This is a genomic window from Streptomyces sp. NPDC097129, assembly GCF_055668065.1.
The window spans coordinates 208,213-233,590 of sequence record NZ_JBVOQE010000001.1 but is presented as its reverse complement, the minus strand read 5'-3'; the positions used below and the strand labels follow the sequence as shown (position 1 = coordinate 233,590).

Genomic DNA, 25,378 nt, shown 5'->3' with positions numbered 1-25,378 from the left:
GTACCCTCGTGCTCAGTCAGGCACCTAGGTTGAGGGACTCACGTGGCAGAGGCGGAGCGCATCATCGGTACGCCGGAGACTCCTGAGGCGCCGGGATCCGGACCGGACCAGTCGTCCGGTCCGGGCGGGCCGGCCGGCGCCGACGCGCGGCCCAGGGGCAGGCGGCGGATCGCCGTGCTGTTCGCGGTCGCCGCCTTCGCCTACCTCCTCGACCTGGGCAGCAAGCTGCTGGTGGTCGCGAAGCTGGAGCACCACGCGCCGATCGAGCTGGTCGGCGACTGGCTGAAGCTGGACGCGATCCGCAACGCGGGCGCCGCGTTCGGCTTCGGCGAGGCCTTCACCGTGATCTTCACGGTGATCGCGGCGGCGGTGATCGTCGTCATCGCCCGGCTCGCGCGCAAGCTGTACAGCCTGCCCTGGGCGATCGCGCTGGGCCTGCTGCTCGGCGGCGCGCTGGGCAACCTCACCGACCGGATCTTCCGGGCGCCGGGCGTGTTCGAGGGCGCGGTCGTGGACTTCATCGCGCCCAAGCACTTCGCCGTGTTCAACCTCGCCGACTCGGCGATCGTGTGCGGCGGCATCCTGATCGTGCTGCTGTCCTTCAAGGGGCTCGACCCGGACGGCACTGTCCACGAGGACTGAGCGAGCCGGGGTCGTCCACAGGCGCCGTACGGCGTTGCCGGACCCGTCCGGCATACTCGACGGGTGAGCACGCTTCCCGAGATCCGCACCCTGCCCGTGCCCGACGGCCTGGAGGGCGAGCGCGTCGACGCCGCCATCTCCCGCATGTTCGGCTTCTCCCGCACCAAGGCGGCCGAGCTGGCCGCGGCCGGGAAGGTCATGGTCGACGGGGCGGTGGTCGGCAAGTCGGAGCGCGTGAGCGGCGGGGCCTGGCTGGAGGTCGAGATGCCGCAGGCGCCCGCGCCGGTGCAGATCGTCGCCGAGCCGGTCGAGGGCATGGAGATCGTGCACGACGACGACGACGTGGTCGTGATCGTCAAGCCGGTCGGCGTCGCCGCCCACCCCAGCCCCGGCTGGAGCGGCCCCACGGTCATCGGCGGGCTCGCCGCGGCCGGCTACCGGATCTCCACCTCCGGCGCCGCCGAGCGCCAGGGCATCGTGCACCGCCTGGACGTCGGCACGTCCGGCCTGATGGTCGTCGCCAAGTCGGAGTACGCGTACACCTCGCTCAAGCGCCAGTTCAAGGAGCGCGCGGTCGACAAGCGCTACCACACGCTCGTCCAGGGCCACCCGGACCCGACCAGCGGCACGATCGACGCGCCCATCGGCCGCCACCCGAACCACGACTACAAGTGGGCGGTCACGGCGGAGGGCAAGCCGTCCGTCACGCACTACGACCTCATCGAGGCGTTCCGCGCGGCCTCCCTGCTCGACGTGAAGCTGGAGACCGGCCGCACGCACCAGATCCGCGTCCACATGGCCGCCCACCGCCATCCCTGCGTCGGCGACCTCACCTACGGCGCCGACCCCACCCTCGCCAAGCGGCTGCACATCACCCGCCAGTGGCTGCACGCCGTACGGCTGGGCTTCGAGCACCCGGGCAGCGGTGACTGGGTGGAGTTCGCCAGCGACTACCCGGAGGACCTGCAGAAGGCCCTCGACCAGGTCCGTGAGGAGACGTACGCGTGAGCGGCGCGGTGTACGAGGTGCGGGTCGCCGAGGACCCCGCCGACCGTGAGGCGTGCTTCGCGGTGCGCAAGGACGTCTTCGTCCGCGAGCAGGGCGTACCCGAGGACATCGAGTACGACGCCTACGACGCGGACGCCGTGCATGTGCTCGCGGTCCGCGCGGACGGCGTGCCGCTCGGCACGGGACGCCTGCTGTACGGCGAGGCCGCCGCGGCCAAGAACGGCGGCGACCCGGCGGTCGGCTCCCTCGGCCGGCTCGCCGTGACCGGGGCGGCGCGCGGCCTCGGCGTCGGCGCGGCGCTGGTGCGGGCCATCGAGGAGGCGGCACGCGCGCGTGGCCTCGGGGCCGTGGACCTGCACGCGCAGACCCACGCCCTGGGCTTCTACGAGCGCCTCGGCTACGAGGTGTACGGCCCTGAGTTCCCCGACGCGGGCATCCCGCACCGGGCGATGCGCCGCGTGCTGTGAGCGGCGGGCGCGCTCGCCGGCCGCCGGGGTACTCCGTGTGCTGAGGGCGGCAAAGCGGCAGGCGTGGCACGCTGGACGTCTGGACGTGCTTGATCGCCCAGCTCCCGTAGCCCCGTCGTCTCGTCTCCGGAGCGCTGACCGTGGATCAGTTGGCCCTGCTGTTCGTGTTGTTGCTCGGGGCCGTGATCAGCGTCCCGGCCGGGGACCGGTGGGGGCTGCCGGCGCCGGTGCTGATGACGATCCTCGGCGTCGTCCTCGCCGTACTGGACTTCGTGCCGAATGTCGACATCCCGCCCGGGCTGATCCTGCCCACGCTGCTGCCGCCGCTGCTGTACGCGGCCGTGCGGCGGACGTCCTGGCGGCAGTTCGCGGCCAACAGACGGCCCATCTTCCTGCTCGCGGTCGCGCTGGTGTTCGTCACCACGCTGTGCGTGGCCACCGTCGCCCACTCCATCGTGCCGGGACTGCCGCTCGCCGCCGCGGTCGCGCTGGGCGCGCTGGTCGCGCCGCCGGACCCGGTGGCGGCGACCGCCGTGGCCGGTCAGCTCGGGCTGCCGCGCCGTCTGGTGTCGATCCTGGAGGGCGAGGGCCTGTTCAACGACGTGACGGCCATCGTGCTCTACCACGTCGCCATCGCCGCCGCCGTCAGCGGCACCTTCTCGCCGTGGCGGGCCGGGCTGGACTTCCTGCTCTCCGCCGTCGTCGCGGTCGCCATCGGCCTGGCGCTCGGCTGGGGCGCCAACAAGCTGATGGACCTGCTCGGCGACGCCACCCTGCAGATCGGGCTGTCCCTGCTGGTGCCGTACGCCTCCTATGTGCTCGCCGAGGAACTGCACGGGTCGGGAGTGCTGGCCGTGCTGATGACGGCCCTCTTCCTCGCGGAGTACGCGACGGACGCCGACGACGTGATGACGCGGCTCGCCGGGCACACCTTCTGGGACATCGTCGACACGCTCGTCACGGGCGTCGCCTTCGGGCTGATCGGGCTGGAGCTGCACAACGCGATCCGCACCGCGTCCGGGCGCTGGGGCGAGATGCTCGGCTGGGCCGGCGCCGTGGTCGGCGTGGTGATCCTCGTGCGGCTGGCGTGGCTGCTGCCGGCGACCTGGCTGACCAAGCGGCTGCACGCACGGCGCGACTACGACGAGGACATCCCGATGAGCTGGCGGGAGACCGTCGTCATGTGGTGGTCCGGGATGCGCGGGGTGGCCTCCGTGGCGCTGGCGCTGGCGGTGCCGCTGAAGACGGACGCCGGCGGGCCCTTCCCGGACCGCGACGAGATCGTGTTCATCGCCTTCGGGGTGATCATGGCGACGCTGGTGGTGCAGGGGCTGACCCTGCCGTGGCTGGTCAAGCGGCTCGGCGTGCGGGCCGACACCGAGCGGGAGAAGGACTTCGAGAAGGAACTGGCGGTGCGCGCGGCCAAGGCGGCCAAGCGGCGGCTGCGGGAGATCGAGACGGTGGAGGAGCTGCCGGAGGAACTGTCCGAGCAGATGCTGCGCCGGGCCTTCGACATCGGGGTGCGCATCAGCCCGGACATCGGTGAGGAGGAGCGGCGCGAGGCGCACGAGCAGCGGGTGCGGCGGCTGAAGCGGGTGCGCAGGATCCAGCAGGAGATGCTGAGCGCGGCGCGGCACGAGGTGCTGGCGGCGCGCAGCGAACCGGGCGCGGACCCGGAGATCGTGGACCGGGTGCTGCGGCACCTGGACGTACGTTCACTTCGCTGACACACCCTCAGGGAGACCCGTGCCTATGATCGGATCATGACGCGCAACGTGGTGATCAGTGGTGGAGGAACGGGGATCGGGCTCGCCGCGGCGCGGGTGTTCGCCGGGGACGGGGACCAGGTGCTGCTGCTCGGGCGCCGGGCCGAGGTGCTCGAGAAGGCCGGGGTGCCGGGGGCGCTGACGTTCGCCGCCGACCTCGCCGAGCCGGCCGAGGTGCGGCGCGTGGAGCGGTTCGTCGCCGACGAGTTCGGCACGGTGGACGTGCTGATCCACAGTGCGGGCGGGGCCGGCTATTTGGAGCCCGCGAGCGGGAGCGAGGACCCGCTGGAGCGGGTCGCCTACGACTGGAACCTCAACTTCCGGCAGAACACGCTCACCGCGGCCCTGCTCACCGAAGCGCTCAGGGACCGGCTCGCCGACCCCGGCGGCCGGGTGCTCTTCCTCAGCTCCATCGCCGCCTACCGGGGTTCGGGCAGCGGGGCGTACGCGGCGGCCAAGGCCGCGCTGCATCCGTACGCCCATGACCTGGCCCGGCAGCTCGGGCCGCGCGGGGTCACCGTGAACGTCGTCGCGCCCGGCTACATCGAGGACACCGAGTTCTTCGGGGACACGATGACCGACGAGCGGCGGGCGCTGCGGATCGCGGAGACGTCGAACGGGCGGGCGGGGACGCCGGGCGATGTGGCGGCCACGCTGCACTGGCTGGCCTCGGCGGGGGCCGCGCATGTGACCTCGCAGATCATCCAGGTCAATGGGGGGGCTGAGCGCGGCCACTGATGCCTGCGGGTGCCTGCGGCGCTGGGTGCGTGGTCGTCTGCGGGTTTCGTTGTGGCTGGTCGCGCCGTTCCCCGCGCCCCTTTGATGCCTGCGGCGGCCCGTTGCTGTCCGGTGGGTGGCTGGTCGCGCCTGCGGTGCGTTGTGGGTCGGGGCCGGGGTGGGGGGTGTCCGTCCTCGGTCCGGCCGGCCGTTTCCGACGCGCTCGCTGTTGGTCGGTGCCGGACGCTGCGGGCGGGTACCCCCCACCCCGGCCCCTTCCCGCCGTCGGCGGCTGCGGGGCGTCGTCAGCCGCGGCCGGAGCCCGAGGGGGGAGTCGTCTCGTAGGCGCGGTGTGTGGTGCGGGCCGACGGGACGCCCGGTGGGCGTACGGCGTCCGCCGTGTTGACGCGGGGCAGGGCGTAGGCGTGGTGGTCGCACAGCCAGGCGATCATCTGCTCGCGGACGGTGACCCGCACCATGAAGATGTCGTCGGCGTCCTTGGCCGTGACCAGGGCCCGCACCTGGAGGGTGTTGGGCGTGGAGTCGGTGACGACCAGGCTGTAGTCGCGGCCGTCCCAGGCCGGGCACTCGCGCAGGATGTCCCGCAGCTTCTCGCGCATCGCGTCGACCGGCGCGGAGTGGTCGAGGTGCCAGAAGACGGTGCCGGTCATCTGCGGGGTGCCGCGCGACCAGTTCTCGAACGGCTTGGACGTGAAGTACGACACCGGCATGGTGATCCGGCGTTCGTCCCAGGTCCGCACGGTCAGGAAGGTCAGCGTGATCTCCTCCACCGTGCCCCACTCGCCGTCCACCACGACGGTGTCCCCGATGCGCACCATGTCGCCGAAGGCGATCTGGAAGCCGGCGAACATGTTGCTCAGCGTGGACTGGGCGGCGACACCGGCGACCACGCCGATGATGCCGGCGGAGGCCAGCAGCGAGGCGCCGGCCGCGCGCATCTCGGGGAAGGTCAGCAGCATCGCGGAGACCGCCACCACACCGACGAGTGCCGACACCACCCGCATGATCAGCGTCACCTGGGTGCGCACCCGGCGGACCCGGGCGGGGTCGCGGTGCGCACGGGCGCTGGCGTAGCGGGTGTAGGAGGACTCGACGACCGCGGCGGCGATCCGGATCACCAGCCACGCGGTGGAGCCGATCAGCACCAGGGTCAGCGTCCGTCCGACGCCGACCCGGTGGTGGGGCAGTACCCCCGCCTGGACGTAGGACCCTCTGAGCAGGGCGGCGCACAGCACGACCTGGTAGGGGATGCGGCCCCGGCGCAGCAGACCCCACAGCGGGGTGTGCGGGGTGCGGGCGTCGGCCTTGTGCAGCAGCCGGTCCGTGGCCCAGCCGGTGGCCAGGGTGAGGACGACTGAGCCCCCGATGACGATCAGTGGGCGGAGTACGTCTTCCATGCCTCCGCTCCTAACCGGGCCCGGCGGCTGATGAACATGTGAGTTCCGGGGCCTGGTGGGTACGGCACCATTGAGGTCATGAACATCATGCTCTTTCACTCGACCTACGGCCTGCGCCCCGCGGTGCGCGAGGCCGCGGACCGGCTGCGGGAAGCCGGACACGAGGTGTGGACCCCGGACCTCTTCGAGGGACGGACCTTCGACACGGTCGAGGAGGGCATGGCGTACAAGGAGGAGCTCGGCAAGGACGAGCTGCTCAAGCGGGCCGTGCTGGCCGCCGCGCCCTACTCGGAGCGGGGCCTGGTGTACGCCGGTTTCTCGCTGGGCGCGTCCATCGCGCAGACTCTCGCCCTCGGCGACGACAAGGCGCGCGGGCTGCTCCTGCTGCACGGCACGTCGGACATCGCGCCGAACGCGCAGGTGGACGAGTTGCCGGTGCAGCTGCACGTGGCGGAGCCGGATCCGTTCGAGACGGACGACTGGCTGAACGCCTGGTATCTGCAGATGGGCCGGGCCGGTGCGGACGTCGAGGTGTACCGCTACGCGGGGGCCGGTCACCTCTACACCGACCCCGGTCTGCCGGACTACGACGCGGAGGCCGCCGAGGCCACCTGGCAGGTGGCGCTCGGCTTCCTCGGCAGTCTGTAGGTCAGGTCAGCCGGCCGCGCGGTAGGCCGCCCAGCTCTGCTGCATGCGCGTCACCTGGCCGGCGGTGAACTGGTACATGCACGCGTCGTACGTGTAGTCCATGAAGTTGTGGATCGGGTCGGCGCCCGGCTTGGTGGTGCAGGTGTCCCGGCCGGTCGGGCACTGGTAGGCGGCGCTCTTCTCGGCCGGGGTGTCGTCGACGTAGTCGCCCTTGCCGGTGCAGCCGCCCTGGAAGGTGTGGTACAGGCCCATCCAGTGGCCGACCTCGTGGGTCGCGGTGTCGCCCTCGTTGTAGTTGGCGGCGGAGCCGCCCGGCAGCGAGGCGTCCAGGATGACCACGCCGTCCATGGCGGGGCTGGAGTTGTAGGAGCTGGGGAAGGTGGCCCAGCCGAGCAGCCCGCCGCCGAGGTTGGCGGTGTAGAGGTTGAGCGCGTTCGCGCCGCCCTTGCGCAGGGCGGTCTTCATCGCCTTCTCCTCGGCGGAGCCGTCGGTCAGGTTGTACCAGGCGGCGTTGTCCGTGTAGTCGGTGCCGGCCAGCGTGAACTGGAAGCCGGAGTCGTTGTTGCCGGTGCCCTGTCCGGCGTACGCCGCGTTCAGCACGTTCATCTGGGCGCTGATGTCCGTGGCGCTCAGGTTGCCGGCGGCGCCGTCGTGGACGACGTGGAAGTACACCGGGATGGTGGTGGAGGCGGCCGCCAGCGAGCTGCGGCCGCTCGTGCGCAGCTGGTCGAGCTTCTTGTGCAGGTCGGCGTCCATGGCCTGGGCCTTGGCGGCGGTGACCTCGTTGGGCTCGGCGACGTGCCGGCCGTCCGCGGGGCGGGCCGCGCGGGCGGCGGCGTTGCCGCTGTCGGCGCAGGCGGTGGCCGCCGGGGCGGCCGCGGCCACGCCGGTGGGGGCGGACAGCGGGGAGAGCAGGAGGGTTCCGGCCACGGCGGCGGTGCCGAGCAGGCGTCTGCGCGTGGAGGGGGATATCCGGGCAAGCGCACGCATGGGTGTCTCCTGGTGGAGGCGGTGGGGTATGCGACGCAGGGGGGTTTCCTGTGTCGTGGCCCGGAGATTACGTGCACATGACCAAGCGGGAAGAGCAGTGATCAAGCCACATCGGCTTATAGGGATACCCCTGTACCGGGCGGGTGGTGTGTCCGGATTCGACTGCGGATCACACCACCCGCCCGGGTGGCGCGACGAGAAGTCAGCCATTCAACGAAGCCGTTGCGATGGCTGAAAACCGTCCTTCGCTCACAGCTGTCACACAGGGTCGTAGGTCCGCTCGACCTTCTGCGTGCCGCTGCGGGTGCGGTAGGAGCGGACCCAGGTGGAGGTCGCGTCCGGGTCGGTGCGGTCGGACAGCACGTAATAGTCCATCTGCGCCCGGCCGGCGGTGAGGTCCAGTACGCCGTAGCCGTGCCGGTCGGTGTCGACCCAGTGGACGTGCCGGTTGGCGGCCCGGATCACCGGCGAGGTGATCGCGGAGATCGTGCCCTCGGGCGCCTTGACGATGTCGTCGAGGTTGTCGGACGTCACCGAGGTGACCACGAACTCCGTGGCCGCCGACGGGGAGAGCGGGTACGTCCCGGCGTCCACCGGCACGTCGTTGGCCCACGCCATGTGGATGTCGCCGGTCAGGAAGACGGTGTTGCGGATGGCGTTGGCCCGCAGATGGGCCAGCAGTTCACGGCGGTCGTCGGTGTAGCCGTCCCACTGGTCGGTGTTGAGCGCGATGCCCTCCTGCGGCAGTCCCATCAGCTTGGCCAGCGGCTTCAGCAGGTCCGCGGAGAGCGAGCCGATGGCGAACGGCGAGATCATCACCGAGTTGCCGACCAGCCGCCACGTGGTGTCCGAGGCCTTCAACCCGGCCTTGAGCCAGTCCAGTTGCGCCCGCCCGGTGATCGTGCGGTCCGGGTCGTCCACCGAACCGGAGGCCGTGGACGCCTGCTGGGAGCGGAAGGAGCGCAGGTCCAGCAGGGACAGGTCGGCGAGCTTGCCGAAGCGCAGCCGGCGGTAGGTGGTGCCGGCCAGCGCCGGACGCACCGGCATCCACTCGAAGTACGCCTGCTTGGCGGCGGCCTGGCGCGCGGCCCAGGTGCCCTCGGCGCCCTCGGTGTGGTTGACCGCGCCGCCCGACCAGGAGTTGTCGGCGAACTCGTGGTCGTCCCAGATCGCCACGACCGGCGCCCGCAGATGCAGCGCCTGCAGATCGGGGTCGGTCTTGTAGGTCGCGTGCCGGAGCCGGTAGTCGGCGAGAGTGAGGATCTCGTGCGCGGGCGCGTGCGGCCTGACGACCGTGCCGCGGGCGGCGTACTCGCCCGACTTGTACTCGTAGATGTAGTCGCCGAGGTGCAGCCAGGCGTCCAGGTCCGAGCGGGCCGCGAGATGGCGGTACGCCGCGAAGTGACCGGCCTCCCAGTTGGCGCAGGAGACCACGCCGAAGCGCAGGTTCGCCACGGCGGTGTCGGCGGCGGGCGCGGTGCGGGTGCGGGCGACGGGGGAGTCCGTGCCGCCGGCGGAGAAACCGAACCAGTAGTCGGTCGCCGGCTTCAGGCCGCGGACGTCGGCCTTGACGGTGTGGTCGGAGGCGGCGGTCGCGGTGACGGAGCCCCGGGCGACGACGTTCGTCAGCGCCCGGTCCGTGGCGACGACCCACGCGACCTCGGTGTCCGGGCCCACGCCCGAGCCCGGTATCGCCTCCGGCACGGGCGTCACGCGGGTCCACAGCAGGATGCCGTCGGGCAGCGGGTCGCCGGAGGCCACGCCGTGCAGGAAGGCGGGGGCGGCGGACGCGGCCCGGGCGGGCAGGGCGGCGGCGAGCGGCCCGGCCAGCACAGCCGTCGCCGCCGCGGCCTTGACGACCGTACGGCGGCGAGGGGTGAAGGAGTTCGCCTCGGGGGCGGGAGCGGAATCGGCTCTGTATCGACTGGTCACGACCGATCAGGTTACTGATCGGTACGCGCGACAGCGGGCGAACCGGCGAAAGTTCGCCCGCTGTTGGGTGTGCCGTCGTGGTCGGCCCGTGTGCCGCTGGGTCAGCCCTTGAGCGCCTTGTCGATCGCCGTGTTGAACTCGTCCACCGACATGGGGGCGTTCTTGCCGTCCGGGCCGGTGACCTTCTTGCCGTCCATGACGAGGGTCGGGGTGCCCTGGAAGTCGTACTTCTGGCCGTCGGTGTTGAACTTGTCGCTCATCACCAGGGCCCACTTGTCGTAGGTCCCGTCCTTGACGGCCTTCTCGAACGCCGCGTTGTTCTTCAGCGCGCCGACCGTGTCCGCCACCTTCAGCAGATAGGCGTCGTCCTTGAACTTGTCGTCCTGCTCGTCGGGGTGGTACTTCGCCGAGTACAGGGCGCTCTTGTACTCGAGGAACGCCTCGGGGCTGACGTTCAGCGCCGCGCCGAGGGCGCTGAGCGCGTTGCGGGAGCCCTCGCCGGGGATGTTGGTGTCGATGAAGGTGGCGCCGACGAACTGGATCTTGTACTTGCCCTCGTCGACGTCCTTCTTGACCGTCTGGCCCACGCCCTGCTCGAAGGCCGCGCAGACCGGGCAGCGCGGGTCCTCGTACATCGCCAGGGTCTTCTTGGCGGTGCTCTTGCCGATGACGACGGTCGTGCCGTCCGCGCCGGTGGTGTGGGCCGGCTTGACGAGCTTCTGGTCCTTGACGGCCTCCCAGTGGCCCGGCTTGTTGGCCTGGACGACCGCGTAACCTATGCCGCCGGCCGCCGCGAGGACGGCGACGACGGACACCGCGACGGTGACCTGCCGCTTGACCTTGGCCCGCTTGGCGTCGCGCTCGCGCTCGGCGCGCAGCCGCTCGCGCGCCGCCGTCTTGGCCGTCTGGCTGTTCCGCTTGCTCATGGTGATGATCTCCGTGGATGTCACGCGCACCGTCGTGCGCGGATGCGTGAAGGGGACTGCCGGTGCCCGGGCGTTCGCCTGCGGTGAGCGTTCGGTTGCGAACGGTCAGGCGAACAGCGGTGAGCAGGGCGGTCCGCGCCGTCCCAGGGAGTGCGCGAGCAGCGGGCCGCGCAGGGCGGCCGTACGGCGGACGGGGCGCGGCAGCCGGCGCGCCGGCCCGGCCGGCCGGACGGCCACCGCGGCGACGGCCAGCAGCAGCGGCCGGAACGTGGTCGCGGCCACCGCCCGCACCAGCTGGGCCAGGGCCCGCTCGCCCCGGCGCAGCCAGGCGGCGGCGAGCAGACCGACGCCCACGTGCGCGGCGAGCAGCAGCCAGGCCGTGGCCGGGTCCGCGTGGGAGAGCAGGGCGGGAAGCCGCTCGGTGTCCGTGCCCGTCATCCGGGCCAGCGGAGACCCCACGTCGGCGCGGTTGCCGCACAGCACGTCCCAGCCGACCGAGCGCAGCGGCCCGGCGACCGGGCCGCCCGCCGCGCCGTAGCAGAGGTGCTGGCCCGTGGTGAACAGGGTGTCCGCGGCCAGCTCCAGCGGGATCAGCAGCGCGGCGATCCGGCCGAAGCCCCGCTCGCGGCCCGCCAGCGCGTAGGCGAGCGCGAACACGGCCACCGCGACCGCGGCGACCGTGTTGGCGGGCAGGGGGACCCGGGACAGCAGCACGTGCGACGCGGAGCTGACCGTCACGACCAGTGCCGTGAACAGCGCCGCGCGGAGCGCTCTGAGGTGGGTCCCGGATATGTCCATAGCGAGTCAAGAGTGTGGCACGAGCTCCGGTAAGAGACCCCTAAAGGGTCCCTGTGAGAGCTCACACCGGCATCGAGCGGCTCACAGCCCCGGTATGCGGCCGTTGCGGAACAGGTCGAGGAAGATCTGGTGGTCGGCACGCGCGCGTGCGCCGTAGCCGTGCGCGAAGTCGACCAGGAGCGGCGCGAAGCCCTCCTCGTCGGCGGCGATCGCCGCGTCGATGGCCCGCTCGGTGGAGAACGGCACCAGCGACTCGCCCGAGGTGTCGTCGGCGGCCGCGTGCATGGCGGCCGTGGCCCGGCCGAGGTCGGCGACGACGCTCGCGATCTCCTCCGGGTCGTCGATGTCGCCCCAGTCCAGGTCGACCGCGTACGGCGACACCTCGGCGACCAGCTGGCCGGAGCCGTCCAGCTCGGTCCAGCCCAGCCACGGGTCGGCGTGCGCCTGCAGGGCGCGCTGCGAGATCACCGTGCGGTGGCCCTCGTGCTGGAAGTAGTCACGGATCGCCTGGTCCGTGATGTGCCGGGAGACGGCCGGCGTCTGCGCCTGCTTGATGTAGATCACGACGTCGTTCTCCAGGGCGTCGCTGTGCCCCTCCAGCAGGATGTTGTACGACGGCAGCCCGGCCGAGCCGATGCCGACCCCGCGGCGGCCGACGACGTCCTTGACGCGGTAGGAGTCCGGGCGGGCCAGCGAGGTCTCCGGCAGCGTCTCCAGGTAGCCGTCGAAGGCGGCCAGCACCTTGTAGCGGGTGGCCGCGTCCAGCTCGATGGCGCCGCCGCCGGGGGCGAAGCGGCGCTCGAAGTCCCGGATCTCCGTCATCGAGTCCAGCAGCCCGAACCGGGTCAGCGAGCGGGCGTCGCGCAGCGCGTCCAGCAGCGGGCCCTGGGCGGTGTCCAGGGTGAACGGCGGCACCTCGTCGCTCTTGGCGCCGGTGGCCAGGGCGTGGATCCGCTCGCGGTACGCGCCCGCGTAGATCTGCACCAGTTCCGTGATCTGCTCGTCGCCGAGCGCCTTCGCGTACCCGACCAGCGCGATGGAGGCGGAGAAACGCTTCAGGTCCCAGGTGAAGGGGCCGACGTAGGCCTCGTCGAAGTCGTTGACGTTGAAGATCAGCCGGCCCGTGGAGTCCATGTACGTGCCGAAGTTCTCCGCGTGCAGATCGCCGTGGATCCACACGCGCGAGGTGCGCTCGTCCAGGTACGGGCCGCCCCGCCGGTCCGTGTCGACGTCGTGGTAGAAGAGGCACGCCGTACCCCGGTAGAACGCGAACGCCGAGGCCGCCATCTTGCGGAACTTCACCCGGAACGCGGCCGGGTCGGCGGCCAGGAGCTCGCCGAAGGCGGTGTCGAAGACGGTGAGAATCTCCTCACCGCGCTGCTCGTCGCTGAGCTGGGGTGCCGACATCGCTGGGTGCCTCCTGGTGCAGGTGGTGCAGTGGGTGTACGAAGCGTCTTCGCCGCTTCCAACGGATGAAGGTACGCCGTAGTGCCCGCCCGTCACCCGGCCTCCACCCCTCATCGGGGCGCTGCGCGCCGCCGCAATCATGTCCGCTGTCAGTCCTCCGGCATAGACTTCGACGCTGAATCCACCATCGTCCGCCCATCCGTCGCCGACTGTTTCCGCTGGAGGCCACACAGTGTCGAAGCCGCCGTTCACGCACCTGCACGTCCACACCCAGTACTCGTTGCTGGACGGTGCCGCGCGGCTGAAGGACATGTTCAACGCGTGCAACGAGATGGGCATGACGCACATCGCCATGTCCGACCACGGCAACCTCCACGGTGCGTACGACTTCTTCCACACCGCGCAGAAGTCCGGAATCACCCCGATCATCGGGATCGAGGCGTATGTCGCCCCGGAGTCCCGGCGCAACAAGCGCAAGATCCAGTGGGGCCAGCCACACCAGAAGAGGGACGACGTCTCGGGTTCGGGTGGTTACACCCACAAGACGATGTGGGCGGTGAGCAGCACCGGCCTGCACAACCTCTTCCGGCTCTCCTCCGACGCCTACGCCGAGGGCTGGCTGCAGAAGTGGCCCCGGATGGACAAGGAGACCATCGCCCAGTGGTCCGAGGGCATCGTCGCCTCCACCGGCTGCCCCTCGGGTGAGGTCCAGACCCGGCTGCGTCTCGGCCACTTCGACGAGGCCCTCAAGGCCGCGGCCGACTACCAGGACATCTTCGGCAAGGACCGCTACTTCCTGGAGCTGATGGACCACGGCATCGAGATCGAGCGCCGGGTCCGCGACGGCCTGCTGGAGATCGGGAAGAAGCTCGGCATCCCGCCGCTGGTCACCAACGACTCGCACTACACCTACGCGCACGAGGCGCAGGCGCACGACGCGCTGCTGTGCATCCAGACCGGCAAGAACCTCTCCGACCCCGACCGCTTCAAGTTCGACGGCACCGGCTACTATCTGAAGTCCACGGACGAGATGTACGCCATCGACTCCTCGGACGCATGGCAGGAGGGCTGCGCCAACACGCTGCTGGTCGCCGAGATGGTCGACACCACCGGCATGTTCGAGAAGCGCGACCTCATGCCCAAGTTCGACATCCCGGAGGGCTACACCGAGGTCACGTGGTTCCAGGAGGAGGTCCGCCGCGGCATGGAGCGCCGCTTCCCCGGCGGCGTCCCGGAGGACCGTCAGAAGCAGGCCGAGTACGAGATGGACGTCATCATCTCGATGGGCTTCCCGGGCTACTTCCTCGTCGTCGCCGACTTCATCATGTGGGCCAAGAAGCAGGGCATCGCCGTCGGCCCCGGCCGAGGCTCCGCGGCCGGCTCGATCGTCGCCTACGCCATGGGCATCACCGACCTCGACCCGATCCCGCACGGCCTGATCTTCGAGCGGTTCCTGAACCCCGAGCGCATCTCCATGCCCGATGTCGACATCGACTTCGACGAGCGCCGGCGCGTCGAGGTGATCCGGTACGTGACCGAGAAGTACGGCGCCGACAAGGTCGCCATGATCGGCACCTACGGCACCATCAAGGCCAAGAACGCGATCAAGGACTCAGCGCGCGTGCTGGGCTACCCGTACGCGATGGGCGACCGCATCACCAAGGCGATGCCCGCCGACGTCCTAGGCAAGGGCATCCCGCTGTCCGGCATCACCGACCCCGCCCATCCCCGCTACAGCGAGGCCGGCGAGGTCCGCGGGATGTACGAGAACGAACCGGACGTGAAGAAGGTCATCGACACCGCGCGCGGTGTGGAGGGCCTGGTGCGGCAGATGGGTGTGCACGCGGCCGGCGTGATCATGTCCAGCGAGCCCATCGTCGACCACGTCCCGGTCTGGGTGCGGCACACCGACGGCGTCACCATCACCCAGTGGGACTACCCGAGCTGCGAGTCGCTCGGCCTGCTGAAGATGGACTTCCTGGGCCTGCGCAACCTCACGATCATGGACGACGCCGTCAAGATGGTGAAGGCGAACAAGGGGATCGACATCGATCTCCTCAGCCTCCCGCTCGACGACCCCACGACCTTCGACCTGCTCCAGCGCGGCGACACCCTCGGCGTCTTCCAGTTCGACGGCGGCCCCATGCGCTCGCTGCTGCGGCTGATGAAGCCCGACAACTTCGAAGACATCTCCGCCGTGTCGGCCCTGTACCGCCCGGGCCCGATGGGCATGAACTCCCACACGAACTACGCGCTGCGCAAGAACGGGCAGCAGGAGATCACGCCGATCCACCCCGAGCTGGAGGCGCCGCTCAAGGAGGTCCTGGACGTCACCCACGGCCTGATCGTCTACCAGGAGCAGGTGCAGAAGGCCGCCCAGATCATCGCCGGCTACTCGCTCGGCGAGGCCGACATCCTCCGCCGCGTGATGGGCAAGAAGAAGCCCGACGAGCTGGCGAAGAACTTCACCATCTTCCAGACCGGCGCCCGCAAGAACGGCTACAGCGACGAGGCGATCCAGGCGCTGTGGGACGTGCTGGTCCCCTTCGCCGGCTACGCCTTCAACAAGGCGCACTCCGCCGCGTACGGCCTGGTGTCCTACTGGACCGCCTACCTCAAGGCGAACCACCCCGCCGAGTACATGGCCGCGCTGCTGACCTCCGTCAAGGACGACAAGGACAAGTCGGCCGTCTACCTCAACGAGTGCCGGCGCATGGGCATCAAGGTGCTCCCGCCGAACGTCAACGAGTCCGAGGCGAACTTCGCCGCGCAGGGCGACGACGTGATCCTCTTCGGCCTGTCCGCCGTGCGCAACGTCGGCACCAACGTCGTCGAGTCGATCATCAAGTGCCGCAAGACGAAGGGGAAGTACACCTCTTTCCCCGACTACCTCGACAAGGTCGACGCGGTCGTCTGCAACAAGCGCACCACCGAGTCGCTGATCAAGGCCGGCGCCTTCGACGAGATGGGCCACACCCGCAAGGGCCTGACGGCGCAGTACGAGCCGATGATCGACAACGTGGTCGCGGTCAAGCGCAAGGAGGCCGAGGGGCAGTTCGACCTCTTCGGCGGGATGGGCGAGGACACCTCCAGCGAGCCCGGCTTCGGACTCGACGTGCAGTTCACGGACGAGGAGTGGGACAAGACGTATCTGCTCGCCCAGGAGCGGGAGATGCTCGGTCTGTACGTCTCCGACCACCCGCTGTTCGGCCTGGAGCACATCCTGTCCGACAAGGCCGACGCGGGCATCTCCCAGCTCACCGGCGGTGAGCACGCGGACGGCGCGGTCGTGACGATCGGCGGCATCATCTCCGGTCTGCAGCGCAAGATGACCAAGCAGGGCAACGCCTGGGCGATCGCCACCGTGGAGGACCTCGCGGGCTCCATCGAGTGCATGTTCTTCCCGGCCACCTACCAGCTGGTGTCCACCCAACTGGTCGAGGACGCCGTCGTGTTCGTCAAGGGGCGGCTCGACAAGCGCGAGGACGTGCCGCGGCTGGTCGCCATGGAGCTGCTGGTCCCGGACCTGTCCAACGCGGGCACCAACGCGCCGGTGGTGCTCACCATCCCCGCCACCAGGATCACTCCGCCCATGGTCAGCCGGCTCGGTGAGATCCTCAGCCACCACAAGGGCGACAGCGAGGTCCGGATCAGGCTCCAGGGCCCGACCAGGACGACCGTGCTGCGCCTGGACCGGCACCGGGTCAAGCCCGATCCGGCGCTGTTCGGCGACCTGAAGGTGCTGCTGGGCCCGTCCTGCCTGGCCGGCTGAGCGGCGTACACGCATAAGCGGCGTACACGCATAAGGGGCGCACCCGGTCACCGGGTGCGCCCCTTGTCATTGCCCGGATCGCAACAGACCCGTCACGCGGATTCAGTTGTGGCCGAAGCTGCGCTTCCGCTTGCGGGTGGCCACGTCGCCGGGGGTCGCCTCCACCTCGGGCTGCGACTCGGTGTCCATCGCCGGCTGCCGGGTCGCCTGCTGACCACGCTCGGTCGGACGCTGCTTACGATCACGGTTCTTGTTCTTGGCCATGGTGATGCCTCCTGTGGGGGATCTAGGGGCCAGGGCCGCGACCAGATTCACATAGACTGACAACAAGCGCATATCGGACAATTACCGTGCGTGACAAGGAGTCTGGAGCCGCACCGCGCCGAAACGCCACGCCGAAGATCGAGTTCCGGCCGTTAACCTCCGCCCGGTCGGGCAGACTCGAAGGAAGCCCGAAGCAAACCTCCCAGGAAGAGGGTGAGTCGCGTGGACCGCTGCATCGTCCTGGTGGACGCCGGGTACCTGCTGGGGGCGGCCGCCAGCCTCCTCGCCGGGGAGCCCTCCCGGTCCCGGATCACCGTCGACCACGCCGCCCTCATCCAGGGCCTGCGCGAACGCGCCGAGGCCGACACCCAGCAGCCGCTGCTGCGCATCTACTGGTTCGACGGCGCCCCCGACCGCGTGCCCCAGCCCGAACACCGCCGGCTGCGCGTCATGCCCCGGGTCACCGTCCGCCTGGGCGCCCTCACTCGCAGTGACGGCCGCTGGGCGCAGAAGGGCGTGGACGCCGCCATGCACGCCGAGCTGACCGAGCTGGCCCGCAACCGCGCCTGCTCCGACATCGTCCTCGTCACCGGCGACGGCGACCTGCTGCCCGGCATGATGTCCGCCAAGGAGCACGGCGTCGCCGTCCATCTGTGGGCCGTCCAGGCCGCCGACGGCGACTACAACCAGTCCGAGGACCTGGTCGCCGAGGCCGACGAGCGGCGCGTGCTGGACCGGGTCTGGATCACCCGCGCCGTACGCGCCAAGGAACTCACCGGCGTGTGCGCCCCGCAGCCCGCGCCCCGCCCCGAGATCGCCGCGATCCTCTCCGCCCCCCTGCCCGAGTCCGCGCCCGGCGCCGAGCGGCCCGCACGCGAGGCCGGGCCCGCCGCGGCCGCCCCGCAGAACGACGCCCAGGACCGCCTCCCCGGCTCCAAGGGCGTCCCCACCCCGAAGGACCTCGCCGCACTGCGCGCCGGCGCGCCCGCCCCCCAGCACCCCGCCACCGCGACCCTGCGCTGGTCCTCCGACAAGGGCTGGGTCGACCGCCCCGGCACCCCCGCCGAGCCGCCGGAGGCCGCCGCCATGCCCACGCTCGCCCAGGTGACCACGGCCGAGCAGCGCTGGGCCGACCGCGAGGAGGACATCACCACCGTCGGCGGCGACCCCTACGAGGTCGGCCAGGTCTTCGCCCGCCGCTGGATCTCCCGCCTCGGCGACCCGGGCCACCTCCAGCGGCTGTCCGGGATGTACCCCCGCATCCCGCACCGCATCGACGGCGAGCTGCTGCGCTACGCCGCCCGCTTCGGCCTCCTCGCCCACAAGGACGACCAGATCGACGAACACGACCGCTACGCCATCCGGGCGGGCTTCTGGAGAGAGATCGACGTCCCGACGACAGCCGAACCCGTCCCCGCGGGGGAGTGAGCCGGGGAGCGGTAGCCCGCCCCAACGGCGAGTAAAGCCCGCCGACCCCGTAGTCTCGTCCCTTGTGAGTACGCGCACGGCAGCATCAGAACGGCCCCTCGGTGAGGTCGTCTGTGCGGTGCGCGGACTGACCAAGACCTATCGGGCCGTCCGGTCCCGGCGCGGTGCTCCCGGTACGCCCGAGGTCCGCGCCACCGACGACGTACGCCTGGACATCCGGCGCGGCGAGATCTTCGGCCTGCTCGGGCCGAACGGCGCCGGCAAGTCGACCCTGGTCCGCCAGCTCACCGGGCTGATGCGCCCCGACTCGGGCAGCGTGGAGATCCTCGGGCACGACATCGTCCGCCACCCGGAGCGAGCCGCCCGCATCCTCGCCTACCTCGGCCAGGAGTCCACCGCCCTGGACGAACTGACCGTGTCGCTGGCCGCCGAGACCACGGGACGGCTGCGCGGCCTGGACATCCGGCAGGCCCGCGCCGAGCGGGACGCCGTACTGGACGAGCTGGGCCTCACGCCGATCGCCGCACGCCCCCTGAAGAAGCTGTCCGGCGGCCAGCGCAGGCTCGCCTGTTTCGCCGCCGCGCTGGTCGGCGAGCGGCAGCTGCTCGTCCTGGACGAACCCACCACCGGCATGGACCCCGTGGCCCGCCGCGCGGTGTGGTCCGCCGTCGACCGCCGCCGCGCCGAACGCGGCACCACCGTCCTGCTGGTCACTCACAACGTCATCGAGGCCGAGACCGTCCTCGACCGGGTCGCCGTCCTCGACCAGGGGCGGATCATCGCCTGCGACACGCCCACCGGCCTCAAGGAACAGGTCGCCGACGAGGTCAGGGTCGAACTGGTGTGGCGTGAGCGCGCCCCGCTCGACGTGCCGGAGGTCGCCGCGCTGCGCGACCGGGCCACCGAGTCCGGGCGCCGCTGGACGCTCCGGCTCGCGCCGGAGGAGGCCCGCGCCGTCGTCGCGACCGTCACCGGCGGGGCCGCGTTCGCCGCGCTGGACGACTTCACGCTCGCCACGCCCAGCCTGGAGGACGTCTACCTGGCCCTCGGCGGCGCCGCACGGCAGGGGCTGGTGAAGGCATGAGGCAGGCGAGGGCCGTACGGACAAGGAGCAGCTTCCGTTGAGTGTCGTACCCGCCGAGAGTCTGTCGGGCGGCGCCCGGGGCGCGGCACGGGCCGCCGCCCCGGCCCCCGCCGAGCTCGGGCCGCGCGCCCGGCTGTGGCCGTCGCTGGGCGCCGTCTACCGGGCGCAGCTGTCCCGGGCCCGGGTGGCGCGGATGCCGCTGCTGTTCGTGGCGACGTTCCAGTCCGTCGGCATCCTGATCATGATGCGCGGGGTGGTGGAGGGCGGCAACGAGGCCGAGCCGGTCGTCGCCGGGTCCGCGGTGCTGGTCGTCGCGTTCGTCGCGCTCAACCTGCTCGCGCAGTACTTCGGGCAGCTGCGCGCGAGCGGCGGCCTCGACCACTACGCCACGCTGCCGGTGCCGCCCGCCGCCGTGGTGCTCGGCGCGGCGGCCGCGTACGCCTCCTTCACCGTGCCGGGCACGGTGGTCACCGCCGTCTTCGGATGCGCGCTGTTCGGACTGCCGCTGACCCACCTGTGGGTGCTGGTCGCCGTCATCCCGCTCGCCGGCGCCGCGCTGTCCGGGCTCGGCGCGGCCTGCGGCCTGCTGGCCCCGCGCCCGGAACTGGCCACGCTCCTGGGCCAGCTGGGCATGTCGGCGGCGCTGCTGCTGGGCGTCCTGCCCGCCGACCGGATGCCCGAGGCCGTACGGCTGGCCCGTGACCTGCTGCCGTCCACCTACGGCGTCGAGGCGCTCGCGCGGACCTTCGCGGCGAGCCCCGACTGGGCGCACGTGCTCGGTGACCTCGCCGTGTGCGCCGGGGTCGGGGTGGCCTCCCTGGCCGTCGCCACATGGGCCTACCGGCGGGCCGCCGTCCGGTGACGCGGCGCTTCGGCGCACCTGGCACGATGTGGGGGTGACCGCACCGCTGACACCGCCCACCGGGCCGCACAACCACTCCTCGTCCCCCTCCGGCCAGGCCGGTCCGCCTGCCGCGGACGGATACGGGTATGCGACTCCCGCGCCGCAGGACGCCGTGTACGGACAGGACGGGCCCGGGATGAAGACGGAAGTGCGTGAGGCCGCCGTGGTCACCGTGGGGGTGACGGCCGGCGGTGTGCTGCTCGGGCTGCTGTGGTGGTGGCTCGCACCGCACGTGCCGCTGGTGGGCAGCGTGACCGGCAACAGCTGGGTCGTCTACCTCAAGGACAGCGAGGGCGAGCAGGCGATCGGCGTCGACGGAACGTTCACGCTGCTGGCGCTGGCCTTCGGGGCGCTCAGCGGGGCTGCCGTGTTCCTGTGGCGCCGGCGCGGGGGCGTGCCGCTGGTGGCCGGCCTGGGCGTCGGCGGCCTGCTCGCGTCGCTGCTGGCATGGCGCCTCGGCGTATGGCTCGGCCCGGCATCCGACGTCATCGCCCACGCGAAGGCGGTCGGCGAGGGCGTCACGTTCTCCGCGCCGCTGAAGCTGGGAGCGAAGGGCGCGCTGCTGACGTGGCCGTTGGCGGCCCTCCTGTTCCACCTGGCCCTCACGGCCCTCTTCGGCCCCCGCGACCCCGAGCCCCTGGGCGGTTACGGGGTACCGCCGGCGTAGCCGTTTCGAGGTGACCGGCGTTCGGCGCCGGCCGGGGTGGGACGCGCGGCCGGCCACGCCTCAGGAACCGGCCGGTGCCCACGTACGCCACGACGCGACCGCAACGGGCCGCCGCAGGCATCCAAGGGGCGCGGGGCTGTGTCGGCAGGCGGCTCCGCCGCGTGGGCGCGACCAGCCGCGACGAACCCGCAGACGATCTCGGACCCGCACCCGCACCCGCAGACCTACCCCCGCCCGATCGGCGCCAGAACCGCTTCCGTCAGCTTCGCCAGGTCCCCCGGGGACAGTTCGACTTCCAGGCCCCTGCGGCCCGCGGAAACGCAGATCGTGTCGAACGCCGGCGCCGACGCGTCCAGCACCGTCCGCAGCCGCTTGCGCTGCCCGAGCGGGGAGATCCCGCCGCGCACATACCCCGTCGTGCGTTCGGCCAGCGCCGGGTCGGCCATCGCGGCCCGCTTGCCGCCCACCGCCGAGGCCAGCGCTTTGAGGTCCAGTTGCCCGGCCACCGGCACGACCGCGACCGTCAGCACCCCGTCCACGTCCGCGACGAGCGTCTTGAACACCCGTTCCGGGGAGACGCCCATCGCCTCGGCCGCCTCCTCGCCGTACGAGGGGTGGCCCGGGTCGTGGTCGTAGGAGTGGACCGTGAAGTCCACGCCCGCCGCCGCGAGGGCCACCGTCGCGGGCGTCCCGCCGGTCCCGGACTGCTGCTGCTTCTTCGCCTTCTTCGCCATGCCGGCCGTTCCCCAGGATCAGTTCAGACTCGTCGGCCCGCGGGTCAGCTCCGCCGCGGGCAGCGACGGCAGCGTACGGATGATCGCCGTCTCGGCGCGCAGGAGTTTCAGCTCGTCCCGCAACCGGGACGCCGTGTCGGGCGCCTGCAGCAGCCGCTGCTTCGCGGGCGTGTCGAGCATCATCGCCGCGGCGACCAGGTACGACACCACGGACGGCTCGTCCGGCAGATCCGCGCCGGTCGACAGCGAGCGTTCCCGAGCGCCCGCCAGCCGCTTCTGGTACTGCCGGAAGGCCCGCAGCACCCCCTCCGCGAGCGCACCGGCCTCGTCGCCGGGCTCCTCGGGCAGCTCCTCGAGTTCCGCGGTCAGGAAGGCCCCCGAGGCGTCCACGGACAGCAGCCGCACCCTCGTGGTGCCGGTCGCCAGCACCTCGAAGGTGCCGTCGGCGCGCTCCCGGATCGTCGCCGCGTCCGCGATACAGCCCACCGTGTGGAAGGCCTTCGTCGGATCGGCGCCGAATCCGGCGGCGGGCCCGCGCTCGGGCAGCGCGGTCTGGTCCGGCATGCCGGGCACGCTGGGCGCGACCTCGCGGCCGTCGCGGATCGCCACGACGGCGAAGCGGCGTGGTTCGTCGTCGGGCGTCTTGAGCAGCTCGCGCATCATGGCGCGATATCGCTCCTCGAAGACGTTCAACGGGAGGACGAGCCCGGGGTACAGCACCGAGTTCAGGGGAAAGAGCGGGAGCCGGACGGTGGTCACGGCGCCACAGCCTAATCGCCGACGGGGCACACGTGTCCGCCCCGCCCGCGCTACGGACACCAGGACCCTTCACAACGCCTCCGCAACAGGGACCCAGGTGCCCGCGTCGCAGCCGTCACCGGGCCCCGCGGCAGACACCTCCGGCGACCCTGGCCACAGAGGTCACCCCGCGCCCGCGACCGCCCCCCGCAGCTCCTCCCGCATCTGCAGAAAGCGCCCCAGCGGGTCGTCCGACTCGCGCTCCCAGGGAAACGACGTGGCGTACGGGCCGTTCATCCGCAGCTGCTCCAGCGCCTCGCCCGGCCGGTCCAGCAGGGCCAGGACATGGATCAGCAGGTTCCGGATGGGCGCGGGCCACGGATCGGCCGGCCCCAGCCGCGCCGACAGCGCGATTCCCCGATCGGCCGCCGCGTCCAGCCGTTCGCGTTCCACCGGCGATGCGTGCGCACCATGCGAACCGCTGGGGCCGGACAGCAAGGCGAAGGCCGCCCGCAACGGCAGCGCCTGGACGAAGGAGTCGGCCGGAGCGTCCTGGGCGGCCCGGTCGGCGAAGTCGAAGCAGGCGCGGTAGGCGTCCCGCCCGGAGGCGGCCAGATACCGCAGCGCGGCCACATGGCAGCCGTAGTGGTGCGGAGCGCGCCGCACCGCCGCCTCCCACAGCTCCTCGAAGTACCGGTGCCCGGCCCGCGCGCCCCGGGCGTGGTCCAGCGCGATGCGCCACGGCACCGGGTCGCCGTCGTCGACGCGCGCGGCCCGGGTGATCAGCGGGCTCACCTCGCGCAGCGCCTCGGCGCGGGCCGGGGAGCGCCAGGCGCGGTCCACGGCGAGCTGGGCCTCGACCACCAGCCCGTGCGGGTCGTGCGGGTCGGCCGTACGCCAGGCGTGCAGCCACTCGGGGCGGGAGCGCGCGAAGGCGGCGAGCCGCAGGGCGTACCGGTCGCGGCGCTCCCACTCGGCGGCGGCGCGGGTCGCGCCGAGCAGCCCGGCGGCGGGCGCGTGATCGCCGCGCGCGGCCGCGACCAGCACGGGGGCCAGCCGGGAGTCGGGCGCGTCGAGGAGCACCTCGCCGTCAGGGACCTGGGGGGCGTCCGTGTCGGGCCCGGCGGAGTACGCGGCGGTGGGGGTCATCCGGCCCGAGCGGATGAACGGCAGCAGCAGAGCCATGGTGCCGACCATTGAAAAGCCGCAGGTCGTGGCGGCGCCAGTGGCTACACGGAACCTCCCGAAAGTTGTACGCCTCGAGGTCAAGGAAGAGCAAAACGTGACCTTTCCTCAACTTATCGAACCCCTGTACCGAGTACCCCGGGTAACCGCAGGTGGGGTCCCTCTCGCGGCGGCGATCGGCTCGGTTCCCCCTCGCGGCGGCGGTCAGGTCAGCCCCGCCGCAGCAGTCGCGTCGCCCCCGCCGCCACCGCCGTCGCCAGGACCCAGCCCAGCAGGACCAGCGCCGCGGCCAGCCACTGCCAGCCATCGGTCAGCTGCCACTGGCCCACCTGACCCAGGTCGATCACCGGCAGCAGCAGGTCCAGGGCGAACAGCGCCGGATCCCACGCCGGGTGCTCGTCGCGCTGCACCGGCGGCGGTCCCGCCTGGGCGAAGGCCAGCGAACCCGCCGCCCACAGCAGTGCCAGCCACAGCGCCGCCCGCCCCGGCCGGTAGCCGTAGGCCACCGTCCAGTCCTGGGCGTACCCCCACAGCTTCGCGGCGAGCGACAGCGTCTCGCGGCGGTGGCGCTGCTTGGCGAGCAGCACCTCGCGCGCGTCCTCGTCCTCGCCGGCGGCGCGCAGCACCGCCGCGAGGCGCTCGTACGGCTCCGGGTTGTACTCGGCGGTCGCGGCGGCCACCCAGGCGAGCCGCTCGGACAGCGGGAACGGACCGTGCGGCACCAGGCACTCGTAGGTGAAGCCGGCCATCTGCAGCCGCCCCGGACCCGGCCAGGCGCTCGCCCGGTCGATGAGGGTGACGATCCGCGCCCCGGACAGCACCACCCGCCCCAGCCGCGGCTGCTCCCCGAGGAAGCGCAGCTCCGGCGTCTGCACCCGGCGCAGCGACAGCTCCTGCTCCTCGTCGAGCGCGAACCGGGCCCGTTCGAAGTCCACGGCGTCCCCGAACCGCCCGTCGTCCAGCCGCACCCCGCCCCGGCACTCGAACGCCTGGATCCGCGTCCCCTGCGCCGGTGTCACCCCCATCAGCGCCTGGCCGATTCCCGCCGGGGTCAGATACAGCGTGCGCTCGACGGTCAGCTGCGGGGCGTTCAGCGCGTGCCGGGCGTAGGGGTTGGCCAGCCGCGCCCCGCGCAGGCTCAGCGACACGCCGATCTTCGCGCCGCGCAGGCTCAGCTCGCCGTCCGACTGGAGGAGTTCCGCCTGCAGGTCCTGGCCGACGCTCAGGCCGTCCCCGGCGAGGGACCGGCCCGTGCGGTCTCGGTGCACGATCGCCTCGTTGAGCATCAGGTCGGTGCCTATGTGCGCGTCGGTGAGCCGGATACCGCGGTGGAAGCGGCAGTGCGGCATGTACAGGTCGCCCTCGGTGTGCAGCCGCGCCGCCTCCAGGCGCGGCACCGAGCAGTTCACCAGCCGCACCGTGCTGAAATGGGCCTCCGGCAGCAGCACGTCGTTCTCGAAGCGGCAGTCGCGCAGCTCCACGTACGGCGCGACGGTGCCGCCCGCCAGGTCGAGCGCGCCGCTGAGCTGCACCCCCACCAGTTTCAGCGCGGGGACGCGGCCCGCGAGGGCGGGCGGGCCGTCCAGCAGCAGCCAGGCCACGATCCGCGCGCGCACCGTGCGCTCCGGCCCCCAGGGGTGCCCGCCGTGCGGGTCGTCGACGACGCGGTCGCCGCTGCTCAGGTCGTACTCGCTGCCGTTGCGGAAGGCCAGCCACATGCCGGCTTCCGCGGCGGTCAGGTCCTCGGGCAGATCGCCGGTGTCGTGGAGGCCCACCTCCTCGGTCACGGCGCTCACTTCCTCCCCGGCTACTCGCGGGTTCTGGTCTTCGTACAGCCGTTCATGCCCGGTGGGTGACCCCCCGAACACCCAAAGTGACGGTCG

The 25,378-nt window shown here is 71.9% G+C and carries 22 protein-coding genes; 11 read left to right on the top strand and 11 right to left on the bottom strand.

Annotated elements, in window-relative coordinates; all coding sequences use genetic code 11:
- Positions 1–42 precede the first annotated feature (42 nt).
- From lspA to AC0B9F_RS01060, 5 genes are all read left to right on the top strand, one after another.
- Complete coding sequence (gene lspA / locus AC0B9F_RS01080; protein WP_471998099.1) at positions 43–642, top strand: signal peptidase II; 600 nt, start codon at positions 43–45, stop codon at positions 640–642.
- 63 nt (positions 643–705) lie between these two features.
- Positions 706–1,650 carry an RluA family pseudouridine synthase gene (locus AC0B9F_RS01075; RefSeq protein WP_471998098.1) on the top strand — a complete coding sequence of 315 codons (945 nt, stop codon included), beginning with the start codon at positions 706–708 and terminating at the stop codon, positions 1,648–1,650.
- Positions 1,647–2,117, top strand: a complete 471-nt coding sequence (locus AC0B9F_RS01070; protein ID WP_471998097.1) for a GNAT family N-acetyltransferase — start codon at positions 1,647–1,649, stop codon at positions 2,115–2,117. Before AC0B9F_RS01075 ends, AC0B9F_RS01070 begins: the two co-directional genes overlap by 4 nt.
- A 140-nt stretch (positions 2,118–2,257) precedes the next feature.
- Positions 2,258–3,844, top strand: a complete 1,587-nt coding sequence (locus AC0B9F_RS01065; protein WP_471998096.1) for a Na+/H+ antiporter — start codon at positions 2,258–2,260, stop codon at positions 3,842–3,844.
- A gap of 36 nt (positions 3,845–3,880) precedes the next feature.
- Positions 3,881–4,621: an SDR family NAD(P)-dependent oxidoreductase gene (locus tag AC0B9F_RS01060; protein WP_471998095.1), complete on the top strand. Its 741-nt coding sequence runs from the start codon at positions 3,881–3,883 to the stop codon at positions 4,619–4,621.
- Positions 4,622–4,905: 284 nt separating this feature from the next.
- On the opposite strand, the gene AC0B9F_RS01055 is transcribed toward AC0B9F_RS01060, so the two are convergent.
- Positions 4,906–6,018 carry a mechanosensitive ion channel family protein gene (locus tag AC0B9F_RS01055; protein ID WP_471998094.1) on the bottom strand — a complete coding sequence of 371 codons (1,113 nt, stop codon included), beginning with the start codon at positions 6,016–6,018 and terminating at the stop codon, positions 4,906–4,908.
- Between the two features lie 78 nt (positions 6,019–6,096).
- On the opposite strand from AC0B9F_RS01055, the gene AC0B9F_RS01050 reads away from it, so the two are divergent.
- Entirely contained in the window at positions 6,097–6,666 is a 570-nt protein-coding gene (locus AC0B9F_RS01050) for a dienelactone hydrolase family protein (RefSeq protein ID WP_471998093.1), read from the top strand.
- Positions 6,667–6,672: 6 nt separating this feature from the next.
- Here AC0B9F_RS01050 and AC0B9F_RS01045 read toward each other — a convergent pair whose 3' ends face one another.
- From AC0B9F_RS01045 to AC0B9F_RS01025, 5 genes are all read right to left on the bottom strand, one after another.
- Positions 6,673–7,656, bottom strand: a complete 984-nt coding sequence (locus AC0B9F_RS01045) for a zinc metalloprotease (RefSeq protein ID WP_471998092.1) — start codon at positions 7,654–7,656, stop codon at positions 6,673–6,675.
- Between the two features lie 258 nt (positions 7,657–7,914).
- On the bottom strand, positions 7,915–9,588 hold the full coding sequence (locus AC0B9F_RS01040; protein WP_471998091.1) for an alkaline phosphatase D family protein: 1,674 nt from the start codon (positions 9,586–9,588) through the stop codon (positions 7,915–7,917).
- Positions 9,589–9,689: 101 nt separating this feature from the next.
- A complete protein-coding gene (locus tag AC0B9F_RS01035; protein WP_471998973.1) occupies positions 9,690–10,514 on the bottom strand; it encodes a thioredoxin domain-containing protein in 825 nt (274 codons plus the stop codon).
- A gap of 105 nt (positions 10,515–10,619) precedes the next feature.
- Positions 10,620–11,312: a hypothetical protein gene (locus AC0B9F_RS01030; RefSeq protein WP_471998090.1), complete on the bottom strand. Its 693-nt coding sequence runs from the start codon at positions 11,310–11,312 to the stop codon at positions 10,620–10,622.
- A gap of 81 nt (positions 11,313–11,393) precedes the next feature.
- Entirely contained in the window at positions 11,394–12,719 is a 1,326-nt protein-coding gene (locus AC0B9F_RS01025) for a DUF2252 domain-containing protein (protein WP_471998089.1), read from the bottom strand.
- 232 nt (positions 12,720–12,951) lie between these two features.
- On the opposite strand from AC0B9F_RS01025, the gene dnaE reads away from it, so the two are divergent.
- Positions 12,952–16,491, top strand: a complete 3,540-nt coding sequence (gene dnaE / locus AC0B9F_RS01020; protein ID WP_471998088.1) for a DNA polymerase III subunit alpha — start codon at positions 12,952–12,954, stop codon at positions 16,489–16,491.
- 102 nt (positions 16,492–16,593) lie between these two features.
- Here the strand turns inward: dnaE and AC0B9F_RS01015 are convergent, their stop codons facing one another.
- Positions 16,594–16,755 (bottom strand): hypothetical protein, encoded by a 162-nt coding sequence (locus AC0B9F_RS01015; RefSeq protein WP_363267206.1) that lies wholly within the window; start codon positions 16,753–16,755, stop codon positions 16,594–16,596.
- A 222-nt stretch (positions 16,756–16,977) separates the two neighbouring features.
- Between AC0B9F_RS01015 and AC0B9F_RS01010 the strand changes: the two genes are divergently transcribed.
- The 4 genes from AC0B9F_RS01010 (at position 16,978) to AC0B9F_RS00995 (ending at position 20,838) form a co-directional block, all read left to right on the top strand.
- The gene (locus AC0B9F_RS01010) at positions 16,978–18,183 is read left to right on the top strand and encodes an NYN domain-containing protein (RefSeq protein ID WP_471998087.1); all 1,206 of its coding nucleotides are present in this window, start codon (positions 16,978–16,980) and stop codon (positions 18,181–18,183) included.
- A gap of 64 nt (positions 18,184–18,247) precedes the next feature.
- Positions 18,248–19,267: an ABC transporter ATP-binding protein gene (locus AC0B9F_RS01005; RefSeq protein ID WP_471998086.1), complete on the top strand. Its 1,020-nt coding sequence runs from the start codon at positions 18,248–18,250 to the stop codon at positions 19,265–19,267.
- 37 nt (positions 19,268–19,304) lie between these two features.
- The gene (locus AC0B9F_RS01000; RefSeq protein ID WP_471998085.1) at positions 19,305–20,129 is read left to right on the top strand and encodes an ABC transporter permease; all 825 of its coding nucleotides are present in this window, start codon (positions 19,305–19,307) and stop codon (positions 20,127–20,129) included.
- Positions 20,130–20,163: 34 nt separating this feature from the next.
- Positions 20,164–20,838 carry an AAA family ATPase gene (locus tag AC0B9F_RS00995; RefSeq protein WP_471998084.1) on the top strand — a complete coding sequence of 225 codons (675 nt, stop codon included), beginning with the start codon at positions 20,164–20,166 and terminating at the stop codon, positions 20,836–20,838.
- 224 nt (positions 20,839–21,062) lie between these two features.
- Here the strand turns inward: AC0B9F_RS00995 and ybaK are convergent, their stop codons facing one another.
- The 4 genes from ybaK to AC0B9F_RS00975 all read right to left on the bottom strand — a co-directional run bounded on the left by ybaK (position 21,063) and on the right by AC0B9F_RS00975 (position 25,282).
- Entirely contained in the window at positions 21,063–21,572 is a 510-nt protein-coding gene (ybaK, locus tag AC0B9F_RS00990; RefSeq protein WP_471998083.1) for a Cys-tRNA(Pro) deacylase, read from the bottom strand.
- 18 nt (positions 21,573–21,590) lie between these two features.
- Positions 21,591–22,331, bottom strand: a complete 741-nt coding sequence (locus AC0B9F_RS00985) for an LON peptidase substrate-binding domain-containing protein (protein WP_471998082.1) — start codon at positions 22,329–22,331, stop codon at positions 21,591–21,593.
- A 162-nt stretch (positions 22,332–22,493) separates the two neighbouring features.
- On the bottom strand, positions 22,494–23,507 hold the full coding sequence (locus AC0B9F_RS00980) for a hypothetical protein (protein WP_471998081.1): 1,014 nt from the start codon (positions 23,505–23,507) through the stop codon (positions 22,494–22,496).
- 197 nt (positions 23,508–23,704) lie between these two features.
- Positions 23,705–25,282 (bottom strand): oxidoreductase, encoded by a 1,578-nt coding sequence (locus AC0B9F_RS00975; RefSeq protein ID WP_471998080.1) that lies wholly within the window; start codon positions 25,280–25,282, stop codon positions 23,705–23,707.
- Between the last annotated feature and the right edge of the window lie 96 nt (positions 25,283–25,378).